A 20,467-nucleotide genomic window follows, 5' to 3' on the forward strand; every position below is an offset into this window, starting at 1 on the left:
CCAGACCCCAGCCCCGACGAGCCGAAAGGAGAAGGCCGTGCACGACTCGTTCACCGACATCGAGCTGATCGCCCGCCACCGCATCGCGGAGCGCGTGCGCTACTCCCCCCGCGCGCCCCGTACGCACCGCTGACCCACCGCCCCGCCGCCTGCGACACCGTCGCCGCGGCGGGGTGTCACGTCAGGACTTCATCGCCACGCCGCGACGCCAGTAGCCCATGAAGGCCACCTGGCTGCGGTCGAAGCCGAGCTCCTTGACCAGGTGGCGGCGCAGGCCGGTGACGATCCTCGACTCACCCGCGATCCACGCGTAGGTGCCACCCGCGCCGGTGATGCCGCCGGGGACCTCCTCGCCCGAGGAGGAGTAGTAGGGCGTCTCCCAGAGGTCGGGGTCGACCTCGTCGGGCGCGACCTCCACCTTGTCGCCGGGGATGCCGAGGTGCGCGACGACCGCGTCGTGCAGCCCGACTCCGAGCTCGCCGCCGTCGCGGGCCAGCCACACGACCTCGACCCCGGCCGGACGGCGTACGTCCTGCACGTCGGCCGCGCACGGCACCTCCATGAACACGGTGCCGCGGGCATCGGCCGGCAGCTGCTCGAGCACGGTGCAGACCGCCGGCACCGCGGTCTCGTCGGCCACGAGCAGCAGCTCGGCGCCGGGGGCGGGAGTGAACTCGATCCCGCCGTAGGGGTGGCCGCGGCGCGGAGCGAGCAGCGCGATCCGGTCGCCGACCGTCGCGCGCGAGGCCCACAGCGAGCCGGGCCCGACGAGGTCGCCCTCGAGGTGCAGCACCATGTCGACGACGAAGGTGGTCTCCGCCCCGGAGCCCCGCACGTCGCGGATCGTGTAGGTGCGCATGTGGCCGCGCTCGGAGGCGGGGCGCTCCAGCCACGTCGCCCACCAGCCCTCGTCGGCGCCCTCGGTCGAGGTGATCGCCCCGGTCTCCGGGTCGGGGAGGATCAGCTTGATCCGCTGGTCCCAGCGCGGGCCGTCGACGCCGAAGTCGGCGAGGTCGGGGCTCGCGAGGTGGACCCGGACGAACGTCGGCGAGAGCCGCTCGACGGCCACGACCTCGACCTCGGTGAGGATCATGGGCAGGACGGAGGCGGTCACGGTCATCGGGTCTCCCGGCTGGGGTGGGCTGGCGGGCTGATCGGGCTGATCGGGCTGGACTCGGTGGACTCGGCGGGGCGGCGGGGCTGGTGCCGCCCGACGGGCACGACGAGGGGCGTGTGCGCGACCGGGTCGTCGATCACCCGGCTCTCGAGGCCGAAGACGGAGCGCACGACCTCCTCGGTGACGACCTCGCGGGGCGTGCCCTCGGCGACGATCCGGCCGGTGTGCAGCGCGACGAGGTGGTCGGCGTAGCGCGCCGACAGGTTGAGGTCGTGGAGCACCATCACGATCGTGGTGCCGCGCCGGGCGTTGAGCTCGGCGAGGAGGTCGAGCATCTCGACCTGGTGGGCGACGTCGAGGTAGGTCGTGGGCTCGTCGAGCAGCAGCAGGTCGGTGCCCTGCGCCAGCGCCATCGCGATCCACACCCGCTGGCGCTGCCCGCCGGACAGCTCGTCGACGACCCGGTCGGCGAGGCCGAGGGTGTCGGTGAGGGTCAGCGCCTCCGCCACGGCCTCGTCGTCGGCGGTGGTCCAGCGCCCGAACGGGCCGTGGTGCGGGTGGCGGCCGCGTCCGACGAGGTCGGCGACGGTCACGCCCTCGGGCGCGACGGGGTTCTGCGGCAGCAGCCCGAGCGTGCGGGCGACCTGCTTGGTCGGGAGCCGGTGGATGGCCTCGCCGTCGAGCAGCACCGACCCCGACCTGGGACGGAGCAGCCGGGCGAGCCCGCGCAGCAGCGTCGACTTGCCGCACGCGTTGGCGCCGACGATGACGGTGATGCGGCCGTGCGGGACCTGCAGGTCGAGGTCGCGCACGACGGCGGTGTCGGTGTAGCCGAGCGTGAGGTCGCTCGCCTCCAGGCGGACGTGCGGGGCAGTGGCGACGGTCATGCCGCCCTCCTTCCGGTGCGGCCGCGGGCGAGCAGCCAGAGCAGGAACGGCGCACCGAAGGCGCCGGTCACGACGCCCACGGGCAGGTTGAGGTCGGGGAAGGCGTAGGCGCCCGCGTAGTCGCCGACCAGGACGATGACCGCGCCGACGAGACCGGCGGCGACCAGCGTCGTACGCCCCCCGTTGAGGGCGCGGGCGATCGGGCCGGACAGGAACGCCACGAAGGCGATCGGGCCGGCGGCCGCGACGCCGACGGCGACCAGCAGCACGCCGAGGAGCATCAGCACGTCGCTGCGACCGCGGCCCACGCCGAGACCGGCCGCGGCGTCCTCGCCGAGCTCGCTCGCGCGCAGCGACCGCGCGGCCCAGGCCGTCGCCGGCAGCAGCACCGCCAGGGCGATGGCCAACAGGCCGATGGTCTGCCAGGCGACGCCGTTGACGCTGCCGGTCAGCCAGCGCAGCACCAGCTGCACGTCGTACTCGTCGACGCGGGTGAAGACGTACTGGATGACCGACTGCATCGCTGCGGCCATGCCGATGCCGGCCAGCACGAGCCGGAAGCCGCCGTGGTCTCCGGCGACGGCGCGCACGACGAGGGCGACGCCGAGGGCGCCGGCGATCGCGGCCGCGGACACGGTCCACCCGGACCAGCCGGCCAGCGCGATGACGGAGATGGCCGCGGCGCTCGCGCCGAGGCTGATGCCGACGATGTCGGGGCTGGCGAGCGGGTTGCGGAGCGTGGTCTGGAAGATCGCGCCGCCCACGCCGAAGGCGGCGCCGACCAGCACCGCCAGCACGGCCCGCGGCAGCTTGGACTCCATCACGATGTAGGTGGCGCCGGGGATCTGCTCGCCCCCGAGGATGCGGAGGAAGTCGGGGATCGTGACGGTGTAGTCGCCCAGCAGCACGCGGGCGGCGAACGCGGCGAGCAGGACGACGAACAGACCGCCGAGCAGGCGGCGGTGGTGTCGCACCGGGGCGCGGCGCGCGCGTCGTACGACATCGGCGGCGTCCGGCGCTGCCGGCTGCGCGGTGGCGGGGCTGCGGTCGAGGGTCACGCTCACAGGGCCCTCCCCGTGCGGCGGATGAGGGCGATGAAGACGGGCACTCCCACGACGGCGGCCATGATGCCGACCTGCACCTCCGACGGCGGCAGCACGACGCGGCCGACCGTGTCGGCGACGACGACGAGGACGGCACCGCCGAGCATGGAGAACGGCAGCAGCCTGCGGTGGTCGGGGCCGACGAGGGCCCGCACGACGTGGGGCACGACGAGGCCGACGAACGCGATCGGCCCGGCGAGGGCGGTCGCGGTGCCGGCGAGCAGGACGATCGCGACCGCGATGACGAGGCGGTCGCGCGTGGTGTGGCGTCCCAGGCCGCGGGCGAGGTCGTCGCCGAGCGCGAGGGTGTTGAGCAGGCGGGCGCCGAGCAGCGCCAGCAGCGCGCCGACGACGAGGAACGGCAGGCCGGCGAGCAGCACGTCGGTGCCGCGGCCGGCGACGGTGCCGACCTGCCAGAAGCGGAAGGACTCCATGGTCTTGCGGTCGGCCAGCAGCAGGCCGGTGGTCCAGCTGGCCAGGCCGGCGCTGAGCGCTGCGCCGGTGATGGCGAGCTTCATCGGGGTGGCCCCGTCGCGGCCCATCGAGGCGATGCCGTGGACGACAGCGGCGGCGAGGGCCGCGCCGACGAAGGCGAGCGGCAGGAACTGCCCCATCGCGGATGCGCCGAAGGCCGTCATCCCGACGACCATCGCGAAGGTGGCGCCGGCGTTGACGCCGAGGATGCCCGGGTCGGCCAGCGGGTTGCGGGTCAGGCCCTGCATCAGCGCACCCGCGAGGCCGAGCGCGGCGCCGACGGCGAGGCCGAGCAGTGTGCGGTCCAGGCGCGCCTCGACGACGGCGTGCAGGGGGTGCGAGGCGTCCCACACCGCAGCGAGCGGCACGGCCCTGGCCCCGACCAGCAGCGACAGCGCGCCGGCACCGGCCAGCGCCACGATCGAGATCGCGACGCTGACCGGCAGGGCGGGACGACGTCCGCGGCCTCCCCCCGGGGGCCTGAGGACGTCCTCCCGCGTCGGGACGAGGGCGGTCATTCCTAGCCCTCGAGCGCCTCGACCACGTGGGGCAGGAAGTCGCTCACGATGACCGGGATGGAGAGGGGCGTGGGGTTGGTCGAGGCCATCGCGTTCTGCTTGTCGGTCTCGGCGTACCAGTGGCCCGCCGCGATCGCGGGGATCTGGCCGAGCAGCTTGTCGTTCTCGATGGTCTCGACCGTGTCGGGCGAGTCGACCCAGGTGACGAACACGTCGGAGTCGAGGTCGGCGGCCTTCTCCGCCGACACGGTGCCGTAGAACTCGCCGGGCTTGATCGCGTCGGCGACGGCGGGGGCGTCGACCATGCCGAAGTCGCGCAGGATCGAGACCCGCGGGTCCTCCGGGGCGTACATGCCGACCGTGGACAGGTCGGTGGCGGCGAGGTAGCCGTAGATCAGCTCGGCACCCTGCAGCTCGGGGTTGTCCTCGGCGGCCTGCTCGATGGTGGCCTCGGTGTCGGCGGCGACCTCGTCGGCCAGCGCCGTACGGCCGAGGGCCTCGCCGACCATCTCGAGGGAGGTCTGCCAGTCGGTGGTCCAGGGCGCCTCGGGGTAGGCGACGACCGGGGCGATCTTGGAGAGCTTGGCGTACTCCGCCTCGGTGATGCCCGAGTTGGTCGCCAGGATCAGGTCGGGCGCGAGCTCGGCGATCTCGTCGACCGGCGCACCGTCGGCGTCGTCGTAGCGCACCGGCGCCTCCGCGCCCGCCTCCTCGACGGCCGCGTCGAACCAGTCGGTGGAGCCGCCGTCGTTGCCGCCCCAGGTGATCTTGGTGGCGCCGACGGGGACGACGCCGAGCGCGAGCGCGTGGTCGTGGTCGGTCCAGCCCAGCGTCGCGACCCGCGTCGGCTCCGACTCGATGGTCGTCTCGCCGAGCGCGTGCTCGATGGTCACCGGGAAGGCGTCGGGGTCGACGCTCGTGGTCGAGCTGGGCTCCGCGTCGGACGCGCTGCTGCTGCTGGTGGACCCGGTGCTGCAGCCGGCGAGGGCTGCCGCCAGGACGGTGACCGCGGCCAGGGGCGCGGCGAGGGAACGCTTCATCAGGACTCCGTGTCTCGGTAAGGCAAGGCTAACTTAGGTCAGCCTAACCCCATCCCGCGCGATTAAGGCAACGCGGTCATGTCCTAATCCACCCCTCGGACCCCCAGGGCCCGGCGGCAGTCAGATCGACGTGCGGTGGAAGCCCTGGAACGACCGGCTCGGCGTCGGGCCGCGCTGACCCTGGTAGCGGGAGCCGTACTTCTCCGAGCCGTAGGGGTGCTCGCTCGGCGAGGACAGCCGGAAGAAGCAGAACTGTCCGATCTTCATGCCCGGGTAGAGCTTGATCGGCAGCGTGGCGACGTTGGCCAGCTCGAGGGTCACGTGGCCCGAGAAGCCGGGGTCGACGAAGCCCGCCGTCGCGTGGGTGAGCAGGCCGAGCCGGCCCAGCGACGACTTGCCCTCGACCCGCGCGGCGATGTCGTCGGGGAGGGACACCACCTCGTAGGTCGAGCCGAGCACGAACTCGCCCGGGTGCAGGATGAACGGCTCCTCGCCCTCCGGCTCGACCTCGCGGGTGAGCTCGGACTGGTCGGCCGCCGGGTCGATGTGGGGGTAGCGATGGTTCTCGAAGACGCGGAAGAAGCGGTCGAGGCGTACATCGATGCTCGAGGGCTGCATCATCTGCGGGTCCCACGGCTCGAGGGCGATCCGGCCGGCGTCGATCTCAGCGGTGATGTCGCGATCAGAGAGCAGCACCCGGCCGACCCTAGGCCACCCGTCAGGCGCTGGGGAGGGGGTCGCACAATGGCTCGGTGACCTTCCACCGCTACGTCGCCCTGGGCGACTCCTTCACCGAGGGCGTCGGCGACCCCGACCCCACCCGGCCCAACGGCCTGCGGGGCTGGGCCGACCGGGTCGCCGAGGTGCTCGCGCAGCAGACCGACGACTTCGGCTACGCCAACCTCGCGATCCGCGGCCGCAAGCTCGGCGCCATCATCGACGAGCAGCTCGACGCGGCCGTCGCGCTCGAGCCCGACCTGGTCACGATCCACGGCGGCGGCAACGACGTGCTACGACCCCGCGTCGACCTCGACGCCCTCGCCCGCACGTACGACGCGGCGATCGCGACGCTCGCCGCGACCGGCGCCCGCGTGGTCATGTTCACGATCGTCGACCCGGGCAGCGGCGGCATCTACGGACCCGTCCGCGGGCGGATGGCGATCTTCAACGAGTGGGTGCGCGAGATCGCCGACCGGCACGGCGCCACGATCGTCGACATGTGGCGCATGCGCGACATCGAGATCGGCAGCGTGATGGACACCGACCGGATGCACCTCAACAGCTCGGGCCACACCCACATGGCGCACGCCGTGCTCGAGGCGATCGGCGTCGAGCACGGCCTCGAGCCGGTCACGGTCGAGCCCCTGCCCGTCCTCGGCCGCCGCGAGACATGGGCCGCCAACGCCCAGTGGACCCGCGAGTTCCTCGTGCCCTGGGTGCACCGGCGCCTCACCGGGCGCTCGTCCGGCGACACCGTCGCGCCCAAGCACCCCGCCCTCTCCCGGGTCGGGTCGGACACCGCCTAGCCCGGTCCGGTAGCATCTGGCCCGCTGTCCCCGGACGGCACTGCGGATGTAGCTCAGCTGGTAGAGCGCGACCTTCCCAAGGTCGATGTCGCGAGTTCGAATCTCGTCATCCGCTCCACATCTCACCCTTCATAGCGCGCCGAGCGCGACGCTCGGCCGACGTCGATGTCGCGAGTTCGAATCTCGTCATCCGCTCCACATCTCGTCTGACCGCCCCGCGGTCGGGTGAGGCCCGTGGGCTAACGTCGGCCGGCGTGAGCTTCACCGGATTCCCCGTCGCCGCGCTCGACTTCTACGACGACCTGGAGATGGACAACACCAAGTCGTACTGGGAGGCCAACAAGCACGTCTACAAGGAGTCGGTCGAGGCGCCGATGAAGGCGCTGATGGCCGCCCTGGAGCCGGAGTTCGGCACCGCCAAGGTGTTCCGGCCCTACCGCGACGTGCGCTTCGCCAAGGACAAGACGCCCTACAAGACCCACCAGGGCGCGTTCGTCGCGGCCGGCCCGCGCACCGGCTGGTACTTCGAGATCTCGCCGCGCGGCACCCGTGTCGGCGCCGGGTTCTACGACGCCGACGGACCCACGCTCGCGGCGATCCGCGACGCGATGGCCGACGACAAGACCGGCTCGGCCCTCGACCGGCTGCTGCGCAAACTGGAGCGCGACGGCTTCGAGGTCGGCGGCGAGCAGCTCAAGACCTCACCCCGCGGCTACGACGCCGACCACCCGCGCATCCACCTGCTGCGGCGCAAGCAGCTGTTCGTGGGCCGGTCCTACGGCTTCGAGGCCGACGCCATCGGCGCCGGTCTCGTCGACCGGGTCCGTGAGGACTGGCGCGCCCTGCGCCCTCTGGTCAGCTGGCTGCGCGCCGTCGACTGAGCGTCAGGCACGCGGCCTCAGTGCGGCTGCCAGGCGTCGTCGTCCTGGGTGAGCGCGGCGACGGCGTCGGGCAGCGTGCCGTCGGCGAGCTGCTGGATCGTGACCTGCTCGAAGACCATCCGCAGCGAGTGGCGGGCGGCGATCCACACGTGCTGCAGCACCTTCGCGCTGTCGTCGTACTCCACCGCCTCGGGACGCAGGCCGTAGACCGAGACCAGCGGGCCGTCGACGGCACGGATCACGTCGGCGACGGTGACTGACTCGGGCTTGCGGGCGAAGCGCCACCCGCCGGACTGCCCGCGCTGCGACACCACAATGTCAGCGCGTCGGAGGTCGGCGAGGATCGCCTGGAGGAAGCCGTGCGGGATGCCCTGGGCCTTGCCGAGCTGCTCGGCACTGACGGCGGTCCCGTCGGCGCGCACCGCGATCTCGATCAGGGCCCGGAGGGCATAGTCGGCTTTGGCGGAGACGCGCATATGCCCAGTTTGTCAGATATGTCGGCAGAGACAGTGCTCTTGCCCGACCTGCGGCACCGGAGGACGTACGCCGGCGCCTCGGGGGTGGGCACCGGCGTACGTCCGTCGGGGGGTCAGGCCGTCGTGGGCTCGAGGTCCGCCTCGGCCAGTGCGGCCCTGGACAGCCGCTCCTGCTTGACGGCCCAGACGATCGCGGAGACCCAGAGGACGAAGATGACCGCGGCGGTGCCGGCGGTGGCGACACCCGGGACGCCGAGGGAGTCGAGCAGCGTCTTGGAGTTGGTCAAGATGATCAGGCCGCCGGCCGCGGTGCCGAGCACGCGGGCCGGGAGCTTCTTGACCAGCCAGGCGGCGATGGGGGCGGCGATCACGCCACCGGCGAGGAGCGCACCGGCGTAGCCCCAGTTGATCCCGGCGGCGCCGAGCCCGAGGAGGAAGCCGAGCGAGCCGCCGACCGCGACGACGAACTCCGAGGTGTCGATCGAGCCGACGACCTTGCGGGGCTCGAGGCGGCCGCTGGAGAGCAGCGAGGTCGTGCCGACGGGGCCCCACCCGCCGCCGCCGACGGCGTCGAGCGTGCCGGCGACCAGGCCCATCGGGGCGAGGAACGCCGCCGAGGGGTGGCCCTTGAACGTCGGGCGGGCGCCGCCGAGGCGCAGGAAGCGGTAGACGACGTAGAAGCCGAGGCTGAGCAGGATGATCGCGACGATCGGCTTGGCGACGGCCGCGTCCATGTTGGACAGCAGCGTCGCGCCGGCGAAGGCGCCCACGAAGCCGGGCACCGCCAGGATCGACACCGTGCGCCAGTCGACGTTGCCGAGCTTGTGGTGCGAGGCGCCGGACACGAGCGAGGTGCCGATCTCGGAGAAGTGGACGGCGGCCGAGGCCGCTGCCGGCGCCACGCCGGCCGCGAGGAGGAGCGTCGAGGACGTCACGCCGTAGGCCATGCCCAGGGAGCCGTCGATGAGCTGGGCGATGAGGCCCACGACGCCGAGCACGATGAGCTTGCGCATGCGCAGCTCCTTCCGGTTCTGAGGACGGCAGCGACGCGGTCGCGGGCCAGGTCGAGCGGGTCTGGTTTGTCAGGTGAAAGACTAGACATACATGGAGTGATAGACAAAATCGACATGGTGCGGCGGCGTGTCGCTCTTCCGCTGCCCGTCCGGGCCCACTTCAGCGCCCCTTCCGCGTGCCTTCCCGCGACGCTCCGACCTGTCCGCGCCCCGTTCGCGACCTGTCCGCGCCCCGTCCGCCGCGCCCGCAACGTGACGTTCGCCCGATCGTGTTGCGCGGGGACGCCCGGCGAGGCATCATCTTGTTACCGGCGAGTAGGCACTCGCCCCCGATCCCGCGACCTGACAGGTGGAAGCTGTGAGCCACTACAAGACCAACCTCCGAGACATCGAGTTCAACCTCTTCGAGATGCTCGGCCGTGACGAGGTCCTCGGCACCGGACCCTTCAGCGAGATCGACGCCGAGAGCGCCCGCGAGATCCTGCGCGAGGTCGAGCGCCTCTCCCGCGAGGACCTCGCCTCGTCCTACGAGGCCAGCGACCGCAACCCGCCGGTCTTCGACCCCGCCACCCACACCGCGCCGGTGCCCGAGTCGTTCAAGCAGAGCTACCAGGCCTGGATGGACTCGGAGTTCTGGCGCCTGCAGGTCCACGAGGAGCTGGGCGGCACGCCGGCCCCCTCGTCGCTGGTCTGGGCCCTCGGCGAGATGGTGCTCGGCGCCAACGCCCCCGTGTGGATGTACGCCGCCGGGCCGGCGTTCGCCAACGTGGTCCACCGCAACGGCAACGACCGCGACAAGGCCGTCGCCCAGTACATGGTCGACCGGCAGTGGGGCTGCACGATGGTGCTCACCGAGCCCGACGCGGGCTCCGACGTCGGCGCCGGCCGCGCCAAGGCCGTCCCCAACGAGGACGGCTCGTGGAACATCACCGGCGTCAAGCGCTTCATCACCAGCGCCACCCACGACATGAGCGAGAACATCATGCACCTCGTCCTCGCGCGCCCCGAGGGCGTCGAGGGCGTCGGCGGCCCGGGCACGAAGGGCCTCTCGCTCTTCTGGATGCCCGAGCAGCACTTCGACCTCGAGACCGGCGAGCTCACCGGCGAGCGCAACGGCGTCTACGTCACCAACGTCGAGCACAAGATGGGCATCAAGGTGTCCAACACCTGCGAGGTCACCTTCGGCGACCCGCAGGTCGGCGGCGGCGAGCCGGCGAAGGGCTGGCTGCTCGGCGAGGTCCACGACGGCATCGCCCAGATGTTCCAGGTCATCGAGAACGCCCGCATGCTGGTCGGCACCAAGGCCATCGCGACGCTCTCGACCGGCTACCTCAACGCGCTCGACTACGCCAAGGAGCGCGTGCAGGGGGCCGACCTCACCCAGGCCGCCGACAAGACCGCCCCGCGCGTCACGATCACCCACCACCCCGACGTCCGCCGCTCGCTGATGACCCAGAAGTCGTTCGCCGAGGCGATGCGCGCGCTGGTGCTCTACACCGCCACCTGGCAGGACGAGGTCATGCTCGCCGAGCACGCGGGCACCGCCGACAGCGACGAGGCCCGCCTCGCCGCCGCGGTCAACGACCTGCTCCTCCCGATCGTCAAGGGCTACGGCTCCGAGCGCTCGTGGGTGCTGCTGGGCACCGAGTCGCTGCAGACGTTCGGCGGCTCGGGCTTCCTGCAGGAGTACCCGATCGAGCAGTACGTCCGCGACGCCAAGATCGACACCCTCTACGAGGGCACCACCGCGATCCAGGGCCAGGACTTCTTCTTCCGCAAGATCGTCAAGGACCAGGGCCGGGCGCTGGGCCACCTGGCCAAGGAGATCGAGGGCTTCCTCGCCTCCGAGGCCGGCAACGGTCGCCTCAAGAACGAGCGGGCGCTGCTCACCACCGCGCTCGAGGACGCCAACGCGATCGTCGGCCACATGATCAACGACCTGATGTCGTCGGCCGAGGAGCAGCGCAACATCTACAAGGTCGGGCTCAACACCTCGCGCCTGCTGATGGCGCTCGGCGACGTCGTCTGCGGCTGGCTGCTGCTGCGCCAGGCCGAGGTCGCGCTGGACAAGCTGTCCGGTGAGGTCTCGGAGAAGGACAAGGCGTTCTACGAGGGCAAGGTCGCGGCCGCGCAGTTCTTCGCACAGACCAACCTGCCCCGGGTCAGCGCCGAGCGCGCGATCGCCGAGGCCACCACCCTCGAGCTGATGGACCTCGACGAGGCGTCGTTCTGACCGTCGTCTCCTGACCGGCTGCGGCGCCGCCGCCGACGGTTCATCAAGGTATGTCGCTCAACCGGCACTTCCCTCGGTCAGCTGATCGAGGGAAGTGCCGGTTCGTCTGCATACCTTGGTGAACCACCTCCAGACGCCGTGGTGCACCGACGCGGCGGATGACAGGTGTCACGGGGAGGTCGTGACACCTGGGCGAGGGGTGGACGCGTCCACGCCGACAGGCTGGACGCATGATCACCCCAGCCATCCACGCCACCGGGCTCCGCAAGTCCTTCCGCTCCAGCGACGGCACCCGGGTCGTCGCGGTCGACGACGTCGACCTCACGGTCCACCCCGGCGAGATCGTGGCCTTCCTCGGCCCCAACGGCGCGGGCAAGACCACGACGGTCGACCTGCTGCTCGGCCTCACCTCGGCCGACGCCGGCACGCTCGAGGTCTACGGCATCTCCCCCGCCCGGGCCGTACGCCAAGGGCGGGTGTCGGCGGTCATGCAGACCGGCGGCCTGCTCAACGACTTCACCGTCGAGGAGACCGTGCGCGCGATCGCCGCCCTGCACGGCCGGACCGACCGCGTCGAGGTCGTCCTCGAGCGGGCCCGGCTGGACGGTATCGCCGGCCGCCGGGTCGAGGCATGCTCCGGCGGCGAGCAGCAGCGGCTCAAGTTCGCCCTGGCACTGCTGCCCGACCCCGACCTCGTCATCCTCGACGAGCCGACCACCGGCATGGACGTCGGCGCGCGGCGGGAGTTCTGGCAGGCGATGCGCGCCGACGCCGCGCTCGGGCGCACGATCGTCTTCGCCACCCACTACCTCGCCGAGGCCGACGAGTTCGCCGAGCGCACCGTGCTGATCAACCGGGGCCGGATCGTCCACGACGCCCCGACCGCCGAGGTGCGTGCGGCGTACGGCGGGCACACCCTCACCTTCCGGCCGCCGCCCGAGGCCGTCGGCACCGGCGGCGTGGACGGCGACTGGCTGGCGAAGGCACGCCTGGCCCTCGTGCCCCTCGGCGTCACCGACCTCGAGGTGTCGGCCGCCAGCCTGGAGGCCGCCTTCCTCGCCCTCACCGCCGACCCCGAACCTGAACCCAACCCCGACCCCGCCCTCGCCGCAGCCCAGCTCGAAGGAGCCACTCGATGAGCACCACGGCCGCCACACCCGCCGCCGGCCGGACCCGCGACGCCGACGGCGTACGCCCCGCCCGGCGTCCGGTGATGCGCACCTACGCCCACCTCGACCTGCGGCGCCAGCTGCGCGACCGCATCGGCATGTTCTTCGTCGTCGGCCTGCCGACGTTCATGTACCTCGTCTTCGGCCTCGGCTCGGACGATCCCGTCGGGAGCGGGAACGTCGCGATGATCGTGATGATCTCGATGGCCGCCTACGGCGCCGTCACCGCGACCACCACCGTCGCCGGCAGCGCGGCGACCGAGCAGGTGATGGGGTGGGGTCGGCAGCTCGGGCTGACCCCGATGCGCCCGGTCGCCTTCGTGGTCGCCAAGGCAGCCGTCGCGATGGCGGTGGCCGCCGTGCCGGTCGTCGCGATCTTCGCCATCGGCGCGGCGACCGGCGCCCGCGGTACCGTCTCGGACTGGGTGCTGGCCGGTGCGCTCGTGTGGCTCGGCTCCGCGCTCTTCGCGATCTACGGCCTGGCGGTCTGCCTGGTCTTCCGCGGCCCCAACGCGTCCGGCATCGCCTCGGGGATGGTCGTGGTGCTGGCCTTCCTCGGCAACGTCTTCGTGCCGATGAGCGGCGTCATGCTCGACCTGGGCCGGCTCACCCCGTTCTACGGCTACCTCGCCCTGGCCCGGTTCCCGCTCACCGAGGGCTGGCTGCTCGAGGGGGGTCGCGACCCGTTGTGGCTGCCGATCGCTAACGTGCTGGCGTGGACGGTGATCTTCGCGCTGATGGCCCTGTGGGGCGTACGCCGCAGTCGGGCGCGCACGTGATCGCCGCCGCGCACACCCCGGCCCTGCCGGACAACCCCTGGGAGAAGTGGGGGTGGGCGTTCGCGGCCATCTGGCTGGTCTTCCTCGTCTTCCCGATCACCTCCGTCGCGGCCGCCGACGTGTCGGTCGCGGTCAAGGTGGGCGCCTGGCTGTGCATCGCCGGGTTCGCCGTCGCCAACGTGATGGGCTACTCCTGGCGCTGGAGCACGTGGCCGTGCCTCGGCGTGATGGTGGCCATGGCCCTGGCGACGCTCCCCGTGATCGGCATCGGCGTCATCTCGTTCACGCCCTACCTCGCGATCCTCTCCGCCCTCGAGCTGCCCACCCCGTGGTGGAAGTGGGCGGTGGGCCTGTGGGCGGCGTTCCCGCTCCTGTCGCTGCTGCAGATCGACGACTTCCCGCCCTTCTTCTTCCTCGTGCTCTGGCCGATCATGATCGGCGCCGTCATGCTGCGCATCTTCGGCGAGCGCGAGGAGCTCTCCTACCGCGCCCTGGGCGAGCACGCGGTGGTCGCCGAGCGCGAACGGGTGGCCCGCGACGTCCACGACGTGCTCGGCCACTCCCTCACGGCGCTGTCGGTCAAGGCCGAGCTCGCCGCCCGGCTGATCGACCTCGACCCGGCCCGGGCCAAGCAGGAGCTGGAGTCGATCCAGACCACCGCCCGGCAGGCGCTCGCCGAGGTGCGCGCGACCGTCGGCGGCCTGCGCGCCGGCAACCTCGACGACGAGCTGGCGGCCGCCCCGCTGGTGCTGGCCGATGCCGGCATCACCACGACGATCGACGGCTCCGTCGCCGACACCGACCCGCGGCACCGCGCGCTGCTGGCCTGGGTGCTGCGCGAGTCGGTCACCAACGTCGTACGCCACGCGCGGGCGCGCACCGTGGTCATCGAGCTCGGCCCACGGGGCATCGCCGTCACCGACGACGGCGGTGGCTACGACGGAAGCGAGGGCAACGGCCTGCGCGGGATGCGGGAGCGCGTCGCCGGCGCGGGAGGCGCCCTCGCCGTCGGCCCGGCCGGACCGGGCACCCGGGTGGAGGTGACCCTGCCGTGATCCGGCTGCTGCTGGCCGACGACCAGGCGCTCGTGCGCGGCGCCCTGGCGGCGCTGCTCGACCTCGAGTCGGACCTCGAGGTCGTCGCCCAGGTCGGCCGCGGCGACGAGGTGGTCGAGGCCGCCCGCGCCTCCGACGCCGCGGTCTGCCTGCTCGACATCGAGATGCCCGGCGTCAACGGCATCGAGGCCGCCGCAGCGCTGCGGCGCGAGCTGCCCGGCGTACGGTCGCTCATCGTGACCACCTTCGGCCGGCCGGGCTACGTCCGCCGGGCGATCGAGGCCGGCGCCTCGGGGTTCGTCGTCAAGGACACCCCGGCCCGGCAGCTCGCCGACGCGGTGCGCCGCGTGCACGCCGGCCTGCGGGTGATCGATCCCGACCTCGCCGCCGAGTCGCTGGTCGACGGCCCGAGCCCGCTGACCGGACGCGAGCGCGAGCTGCTCACGCACGCCCTCGACGGCTCACCGGTCGCCACCATCGCCGCGCGCGTGCACCTCTCGGAGGGCACCGTGCGCAACCACCTGTCGGCAGCGATCGGCAAGACCGGGGCGACCACCCGCAGCGAGGCGGCCCGGATCGCCCACGAGCGCGGCTGGCTCTGAGGCCGTCGGCGGCGGGCGCGTCGACGCCTCACACGTCGCGGCGCTCCTCCACGTGGGTGGTCCTCGAGCGCTGGTTGTTCATGACCAGGGCGAGCACGAGCGCCAGGACGCCGGCGACCACCAGGATCCAGCCCACGGTCGTGGGATCGACGACCTCCTGGAGGGAGTCGGGGAACTCCTTGACGGCGAACAGCAGGATCAGGCCGATGACGAGCAGCAGGATGCCGAATCCGATACCCATGACGACTCCTTCGTGAGGGTGGCCCGCGGGGCGCGGGCACGGCCGGCTCGGGTGCGGCCGCTCCCGGCAGCGTAGGGGCGAGTGGCGCCGCACCGGTGGACCCCGACCCGTCGGGGTGGGCGGGCCACGGCGCGGCGAGGGCCGGACCCCGAGCGGATCCGGCCCTCGCACACGTGCGCGTCAGCTGGTCAGCTGGTCAGCGCACCTTGCCGACCTTGATCGTGATCGACTTGGTGGTGGAGGCGGCCTTGGCGGTCACCTTCACCGAGATCTTCTTGCCCTTCATCGCCCGGGTGAGCTTGAGCTTGGACTTGGTCGCCTTCTTGATCTTCTTCTTGCCCGCCAGCCACTGGAACTTGTAGGTCACCGGCGTGCTGGCGCGGAAGAGCTTGTCCAGCCCCGACAGCGTGAGGGTCTTGCCGACCTTGGGCTTCCCGCTGACGTCGACGCCCGCGAGGATCGCCGCGAGGGCCGCGGGGGCGCTGACGGTGGGCGATGTGGGCGGCGTGGGCGGCGTGGGCGGCACCGGTGCGGCCGGAGCGGTGACGGGGGCGGTCGGAGCCGACTCGGCGTGGCCGTAGTCGTAGTCGTCGGCACCGGCGGTGACCAGCACGGTGATCCGCTTCCCGACGTCCTCCGCGGTCGGCACGTAGGTGGACCCGTACGCGCCGTGGATGAACTCGCCGTCGCGCAGCCAGTCGTAGTAGACCTCGGTGGGGGCAGGCGCCCAGCTGCCGATCGAGGCGGTCAGCGTGGCCCCCACAACGGGTGCGCCGGTGATGCTCGGCGCGATCAGGTTGGCCACGACGGGGACGACCGGGTCGTGCTCTCCCTCGACCAGGACCGCGTCGACGCCGGACTTGCTGTCGTCGACACCGAGCACGACGTCGGTGGCCGTGGCGACGGTGGCCTGGTCGTCCCAGTACTCCTCGACGTAGCGGCCGCCGACCTCTCCGCCGAAGCGCACCCGGTACGTGTCCGCGGCGAGCCCTTCGATCGTGTAGGTGCCGCCCGCGCCGATCTCGCCGGAGCCGACGTCGAGCCAGTCGTCCCCGACCTCGACGAGCGCGGTGACGTAGCCGTCGACCTCGCTCCCGTTGCCGCCGGTGACCACACCGGAGATCTCCGAGTCGAGCTCCAGCTGGGCGTCGATGCTGCCCCTGGTGGCGCCGTCGCCGAGGACGACCCTCTGGGCGACGTGCTCGTTGGGCTGGTCGTCGTAGTACTCGGTGGCGTACGTCGTGGTGTCGGCGCCGAAGATCCCGTCGAACTCGACGACGTAGGTGCCGCCGGCCAGACCGCCGAGCTCGTAGGTCCCCTCGGTGGTGGTGGCGAAGCCCACGTAGCGGTAGTCCGTGTCGCTGCCGGTGCCGACGACCTGGTAGGCCGAGACGACGACGTCGTCGAGCGGCTCGCCGTCGGGGCCCGTCACGTCACCGCTGACGCGTGCCGCAGCGTCCAGCACGGCATTGGCCACGACGGGGACGGCACCCACGGTGACCGTCGTCGCGTCCTCGAGCACGGTGACGTCGTCGAAGAACTCGAAGGCGTGGTCGGCGCCGTGGTTGTCGAAGCGGATGCGGTACTCCCCGGCCGGGGCGTTGATCGCGTACTCGCCCGTCGAGTCCGTGTGATCGAAGTACTCCGTCTCGCGCCAGAAGCCGCCACTGTCGTAGGACTCGTACTGGTAGAGCTCGACCTCCACGTTCTCCAACGGGCCGTCCGAGCCGGTGACGATGCCCGAGATGGTGCCGTCGGCGGCGTGGGCGGCGGGCGCGAGGCCCAGGACGCTGGCCGCCAGAGTCGTCGCGATCAGTGCAGCGGCTGGCCGCCGCAGGCGTACATTCATGGAGCTTCCCCACTTCGAAGGACACGGCGCCGCGAGTCGGCCCGGTCGATGACCCTGAACGTAGGGCGCGACGACCCCGCGCGTGGCAGAACGGCCCGAGACCACCCGAAGCGACCATCGCGCCTGGGCGCTGTCCCCGCAGGCTGTCGCGCCCGACGCCTACCCTGTCCGCCATGGACACCGTGCGGACGGACGCGCAGACCGACCAGGAGCGTCTCGCAGGCCTCGTCGCGGTCTGGTGGGAGGCGGTGGACTCCTTCACCCGCCTGCTCGAGGGTGTTGGCGAGGACCGGTGGCGCACCCCGACCGACCTGCCCGGCTGGGACGTGCACGCCGTCGCCGCGCACACCGCCCACCTCGAGGCGCTGCTGGCCGGCCGCCCCCACGACGAGCCGGAGGTGGGCGAGTCCGGACACGTCCGTGGGGCGATGGGGAGCTTCACCGAGCAGGGCGTGCTGGCCCGGCGCGACCACACGCCCGACGCCCTCCTCGCCGAGATCCGCGAGTCGGCGACAGCGCGGCACACGCAGCTGCTGGCCGACCCGCCCACCGATCCGTCCGCGCCGGCGCCCGGCGCCTTCGGTGCCATCGGCTGGACGACCGGGCTGCTCCTGCGCAACCGGCCCCTCGACGTGTGGATGCACGAGCAGGACGTGCGCCGGGCGCTGGACATCCCCGGCAACCTCGACTCCGCGGCCGCCGTGCACACCACCGACTACCTGCTGGAGAGCCTTCCCTACGTCGTCGCCAAGCGGGCTCAGGCCCCGGTCGGCTCCGTCGTACGGCTCGAGGTGGCCGGCCACGCGCCGGCCACCGTCGCCGTCGGCCAGGACGGACGGGGGCGCCCGGCGACCCCCGGCGACGGCGAGCCCGCCGTCACCCTCGCGACCGACCGCGAGGGCTTCGTGCTGCTGGCGGGTGGCCGCCGCGGCGCCGACCGCGTCGACGTACGCCTCTCCGGCGACACCGCCCTGGGCGAGCGCGTACTGGCGTCCATGGCGGTGACGCCGTGAGCGCCCCCTGGTCGAGCGCCGACATCGGCGACCTCCGGGGTCGCACCGCGCTGGTCACCGGACCGACGCTCGGCGGCCTCGGCTCCCACACTGCGCTCGAGCTCGCCCGCCACGGCGCCCGGGTGGTGCTGGCCGGGCGCACGCCCGACAAGCTGCGCGCGGCGGCCGACGCCATCACCGCCGAGGTGCCCGGTGCCGAGACCCCGTCGCTCGTCGTCGACCTCGCCGACCTCGGGTCGGTGCGCAGCGCCGGCGAGGCGGCGGCCGATCTCGGCCCCCTCGACCTGCTCGTCAACAATGCCGGTGTCATGGCGCCGCCGCTGCGCCGCACCGCTGACGGGCTGGAGTCGCAGATGGCGACCAACCACTTCGGCCCGTTCCTGCTCACCGGGCTGCTGCTCGACCAGCTGGCGGCCTCCGGCGACGGCCGGGTCGTCACGCTGTCCTCGCAGATGCACCGGGTGGCGCGGTCGGCGCCCGTGGGCGACCCGCGCGAGCCGGGGCGCTACAGCCGGTGGCAGGTCTACGGACAGAGCAAGCTCGCCAACCTGCTCTTCACCCACGAGCTCGAGCGCCGGCTGCGCCGCGCCGACGTGCCGGTGCGCGCGCTCGGCGCCCACCCCGGCCTGGCCGGCACGCACCTCGCGGTCAACGGCCAGCTCGGCACGACGCAAGGGCTGCGGGCCACCGTCCTGGACCGGATCGTCAAGCTGGTGTCACAGTCCGCGGAGGCCGGGGCCCAGCCGACGCTCATGGCGGCCACGGCCGACCTGCCCGGCGGGACGTACGTCGGTCCGGGCGGCCCCGGCGAGGCGGCCGGCGCGCCGCGCATCGTCGGCTGCGCGCCGCTCGCTCGCGACGAGGACGCGCAGCGCCAGCTGTGGGAGACCAGCGAGGCGACGGTCGGGCTCGCCTGGCCCTAGCGGCGGTCGTGGACCCGGACGATCCCCGACATCGTGCCGAGGTAGGCCGACCCGTCGCGGCCGAGGGTGATCCGCGAGCCGTCGCTGCCCGCGAGCAGCCCGGTGCCGGTGCGCACGCCCCACTTGGCGCGCCCGGTGTGGGCGTCGACAGCCGTGAGGTACCACGCGCTCACGCCGGTCCGTGACGGCCGCTTGGTCCAGGCGTAGAGCAGGCCGGTGGCGCGGCTGACGACCGCGCCCGAGCCCGGCGAGACGACGTCGCTGGTCCAGCGCAGCGCGCACTCCCCGTCGACCAGGTCGACGCGGGCGATCCCGGACCGGGTGGTGAAGCCGAGCAGCGTGCTGCGGGGCGAGCGGTAGCCGGCGTTGTTGGTCACCGCGACGCCCGGGCCGAGGGCGGCGAGTGGGCTGCGGGTCGCTCCCCTGCCCGCCTCGAAGACCGGCTGGCGGCACAGGGTGCGCCCGTCGTCGCGGGCGACGAACCGCACGCCGAGCCGCTCGTCGACCTCGTCGGTGAGGGCCAGCGCGCCACCGTCGACCAGCACCGGCGCCGACCCGCTGTCGCCGTCGTACGCGCTGCGCCAGGTGGGCTGCGGGGTGCCGTCCTCCCCGGCGACGAGGCGGTGGACGGCCTCGTCGGTGACGACGTAGGCCGCCCGCTGGTCGACGGCCACGTCGCGGCCGATCCGCTCGCCGAGGTCGACGACGCCCACCTGGCCCGTGGCCGGGTCGAGCGTTCCGACGAGCCCGGCGCGGGAGGCCCACCAGATGCGGCCCGACCAGTCGGGCGCGACCGTGACGAGGCAGTCGCCGTAGGGGACGTAGGGCTTGAGGTCCCAGGTGGCGTCGGTCTCGAGGTCGGGCTCGCCGTCGCGCGAGGTCCGCACCGCGAGCACCTGCCGCTCCCCGGTGGCGAGCACGGCGCGGTCCGCGGCGTCGAGGTAGACCGCCTCGCCGTCGCAGCCGGACCCGTCGGGCGCGTCGGGAAGGTCGTGCGAGGCGATCGGCCGCAGCGTGACCGGGTCGATCACCCGCAGGCTGCGGCCCGACCCCGACGCGCACAGCCCGACGAGGAGGTCGGTGGCGGTGAGCTCGAGCCGGCCGCACCGCTGCAGGCCGTACCAGGCGGTGTCGACCTCGGGCTGCCGGCCCAGCGGGCCCGGGCGGGCGGCCGGGTCGTCGGCGCTGAGGTGCGGGTGCTGCGGCACCTCCTCGGCCGGCAGCGGGTGCGCGGACGCCGGGCGACCGACGTACGACGGCCCGGCCCAGGCGCCGGGTGCCGGCGGCACCGGCAGCCACCCGTCGGGCACCAGCACGACCACGAGGCCGACGGCCACGACGGCACCCGCCGACCGGACGGCGAAGCGGCGGCTGACGTGGACGCGGTCCTGGACCCACCACCGGATGCGCGGCACGGCGAGGAGGGCGGCAGCGACGAGCAGGACGCCCGGTCCGAACGCGACCCAGAGCAGGAGGAAAGCACCCACCAGCCAGACCACCGGGCGACTCTAGGCGGGCCGAGCCCCCGCGACCGGGAGGCGCAACGGGACTGCCTCGATGCGTCGCCT

Annotated in this window: 20 protein-coding genes and 1 tRNA gene; 10 read left to right on the forward strand and 11 right to left on the reverse strand. The window is 73.0% G+C overall.

From position 1 onward, the window contains the following. Positions 1-181: 181 nt before the first annotated feature. The 6 genes from AC4H2S_RS01805 to dcd all read right to left on the reverse strand — a co-directional run bounded on the left by AC4H2S_RS01805 (position 182) and on the right by dcd (position 5,835). Complete coding sequence (locus AC4H2S_RS01805) at positions 182-1,120, reverse strand: siderophore-interacting protein (RefSeq protein ID WP_491495245.1); 939 nt, start codon at positions 1,118-1,120, stop codon at positions 182-184. After that, a complete protein-coding gene (locus tag AC4H2S_RS01810) occupies positions 1,117-2,004 on the reverse strand; it encodes an ABC transporter ATP-binding protein (RefSeq protein WP_491495246.1) in 888 nt (295 codons plus the stop codon). Before AC4H2S_RS01810 ends, AC4H2S_RS01805 begins: the two co-directional genes overlap by 4 nt. Next, complete coding sequence (locus tag AC4H2S_RS01815; protein ID WP_491495247.1) at positions 2,001-3,068, reverse strand: FecCD family ABC transporter permease; 1,068 nt, start codon at positions 3,066-3,068, stop codon at positions 2,001-2,003. Before AC4H2S_RS01815 ends, AC4H2S_RS01810 begins: the two co-directional genes overlap by 4 nt. Continuing rightward, positions 3,065-4,099: a FecCD family ABC transporter permease gene (locus AC4H2S_RS01820; protein ID WP_491495248.1), complete on the reverse strand. Its 1,035-nt coding sequence runs from the start codon at positions 4,097-4,099 to the stop codon at positions 3,065-3,067. Before AC4H2S_RS01820 ends, AC4H2S_RS01815 begins: the two co-directional genes overlap by 4 nt. A 2-nt stretch (positions 4,100-4,101) precedes the next feature. After that, entirely contained in the window at positions 4,102-5,139 is a 1,038-nt protein-coding gene (locus tag AC4H2S_RS01825) for an iron-siderophore ABC transporter substrate-binding protein (protein WP_491495249.1), read from the reverse strand. A 120-nt stretch (positions 5,140-5,259) separates the two neighbouring features. Beyond that, entirely contained in the window at positions 5,260-5,835 is a 576-nt protein-coding gene (gene dcd / locus AC4H2S_RS01830; RefSeq protein WP_491495250.1) for a dCTP deaminase, read from the reverse strand. Positions 5,836-5,891: 56 nt separating this feature from the next. On the opposite strand from dcd, the gene AC4H2S_RS01835 reads away from it, so the two are divergent. The 3 genes from AC4H2S_RS01835 to AC4H2S_RS01845 all read left to right on the forward strand — a co-directional run bounded on the left by AC4H2S_RS01835 (position 5,892) and on the right by AC4H2S_RS01845 (position 7,546). Then, complete coding sequence (locus AC4H2S_RS01835) at positions 5,892-6,665, forward strand: SGNH/GDSL hydrolase family protein (protein WP_491495251.1); 774 nt, start codon at positions 5,892-5,894, stop codon at positions 6,663-6,665. Positions 6,666-6,707: 42 nt separating this feature from the next. Then, a tRNA-Gly gene (locus AC4H2S_RS01840) sits at positions 6,708-6,783 on the forward strand. A gap of 136 nt (positions 6,784-6,919) precedes the next feature. Then, the gene (locus AC4H2S_RS01845) at positions 6,920-7,546 is read left to right on the forward strand and encodes a DUF2461 domain-containing protein (RefSeq protein WP_491495252.1); all 627 of its coding nucleotides are present in this window, start codon (positions 6,920-6,922) and stop codon (positions 7,544-7,546) included. Positions 7,547-7,563: 17 nt separating this feature from the next. On the opposite strand, the gene AC4H2S_RS01850 is transcribed toward AC4H2S_RS01845, so the two are convergent. Beyond that, positions 7,564-8,022, reverse strand: coding sequence for an RrF2 family transcriptional regulator (locus AC4H2S_RS01850; protein ID WP_491495253.1), 459 nt, complete (start codon positions 8,020-8,022; stop codon positions 7,564-7,566). Between the two features lie 113 nt (positions 8,023-8,135). Beyond that, entirely contained in the window at positions 8,136-9,035 is a 900-nt protein-coding gene (locus tag AC4H2S_RS01855) for a sulfite exporter TauE/SafE family protein (protein ID WP_491495254.1), read from the reverse strand. Between the two features lie 358 nt (positions 9,036-9,393). Here AC4H2S_RS01855 and AC4H2S_RS01860 point away from each other — a divergent pair, with 358 nt between their 5' ends. From AC4H2S_RS01860 to AC4H2S_RS01880, 5 genes are all read left to right on the forward strand, one after another. Then, positions 9,394-11,268: an acyl-CoA dehydrogenase gene (locus tag AC4H2S_RS01860; protein ID WP_491495255.1), complete on the forward strand. Its 1,875-nt coding sequence runs from the start codon at positions 9,394-9,396 to the stop codon at positions 11,266-11,268. Positions 11,269-11,498: 230 nt separating this feature from the next. After that, positions 11,499-12,407: an ABC transporter ATP-binding protein gene (locus AC4H2S_RS01865; protein WP_491495256.1), complete on the forward strand. Its 909-nt coding sequence runs from the start codon at positions 11,499-11,501 to the stop codon at positions 12,405-12,407. After that, entirely contained in the window at positions 12,404-13,216 is an 813-nt protein-coding gene (locus tag AC4H2S_RS01870) for an ABC transporter permease (protein ID WP_491495257.1), read from the forward strand. The genes AC4H2S_RS01865 and AC4H2S_RS01870 overlap by 4 nt, the downstream gene beginning before the upstream one ends. Next, the gene (locus AC4H2S_RS01875) at positions 13,153-14,271 is read left to right on the forward strand and encodes a sensor histidine kinase (protein ID WP_491495258.1); all 1,119 of its coding nucleotides are present in this window, start codon (positions 13,153-13,155) and stop codon (positions 14,269-14,271) included. Before AC4H2S_RS01870 ends, AC4H2S_RS01875 begins: the two co-directional genes overlap by 64 nt. After that, positions 14,268-14,873: a response regulator gene (locus AC4H2S_RS01880; protein WP_491495259.1), complete on the forward strand. Its 606-nt coding sequence runs from the start codon at positions 14,268-14,270 to the stop codon at positions 14,871-14,873. The genes AC4H2S_RS01875 and AC4H2S_RS01880 overlap by 4 nt, the downstream gene beginning before the upstream one ends. Positions 14,874-14,901: 28 nt before the next feature. Here the strand turns inward: AC4H2S_RS01880 and AC4H2S_RS01885 are convergent, their stop codons facing one another. Together AC4H2S_RS01885 and AC4H2S_RS01890 are read right to left on the reverse strand one after the other, a co-directional pair. After that, positions 14,902-15,114, reverse strand: coding sequence for a DUF6458 family protein (locus AC4H2S_RS01885; protein ID WP_491495260.1), 213 nt, complete (start codon positions 15,112-15,114; stop codon positions 14,902-14,904). 196 nt (positions 15,115-15,310) lie between these two features. Further along, entirely contained in the window at positions 15,311-16,963 is a 1,653-nt protein-coding gene (locus AC4H2S_RS01890; protein ID WP_491495261.1) for a hypothetical protein, read from the reverse strand. A 173-nt stretch (positions 16,964-17,136) separates the two neighbouring features. Between AC4H2S_RS01890 and AC4H2S_RS01895 the strand changes: the two genes are divergently transcribed. Beyond that, the gene (locus AC4H2S_RS01895) at positions 17,137-17,976 is read left to right on the forward strand and encodes a maleylpyruvate isomerase family mycothiol-dependent enzyme (protein ID WP_491495262.1); all 840 of its coding nucleotides are present in this window, start codon (positions 17,137-17,139) and stop codon (positions 17,974-17,976) included. Beyond that, entirely contained in the window at positions 17,973-18,899 is a 927-nt protein-coding gene (locus AC4H2S_RS01900) for an oxidoreductase (RefSeq protein WP_491495263.1), read from the forward strand. The genes AC4H2S_RS01895 and AC4H2S_RS01900 overlap by 4 nt, the downstream gene beginning before the upstream one ends. Here AC4H2S_RS01900 and AC4H2S_RS01905 read toward each other — a convergent pair. Continuing rightward, positions 18,896-20,398 (reverse strand): PQQ-binding-like beta-propeller repeat protein, encoded by a 1,503-nt coding sequence (locus AC4H2S_RS01905; RefSeq protein ID WP_491495264.1) that lies wholly within the window; start codon positions 20,396-20,398, stop codon positions 18,896-18,898. The two genes, AC4H2S_RS01900 and AC4H2S_RS01905, sit on opposite strands and share 4 nt — an antisense overlap. Positions 20,399-20,467: the final 69 nt, after the last annotated feature.

Source organism: Nocardioides sp. Z13_37 (assembly GCF_058355585.1).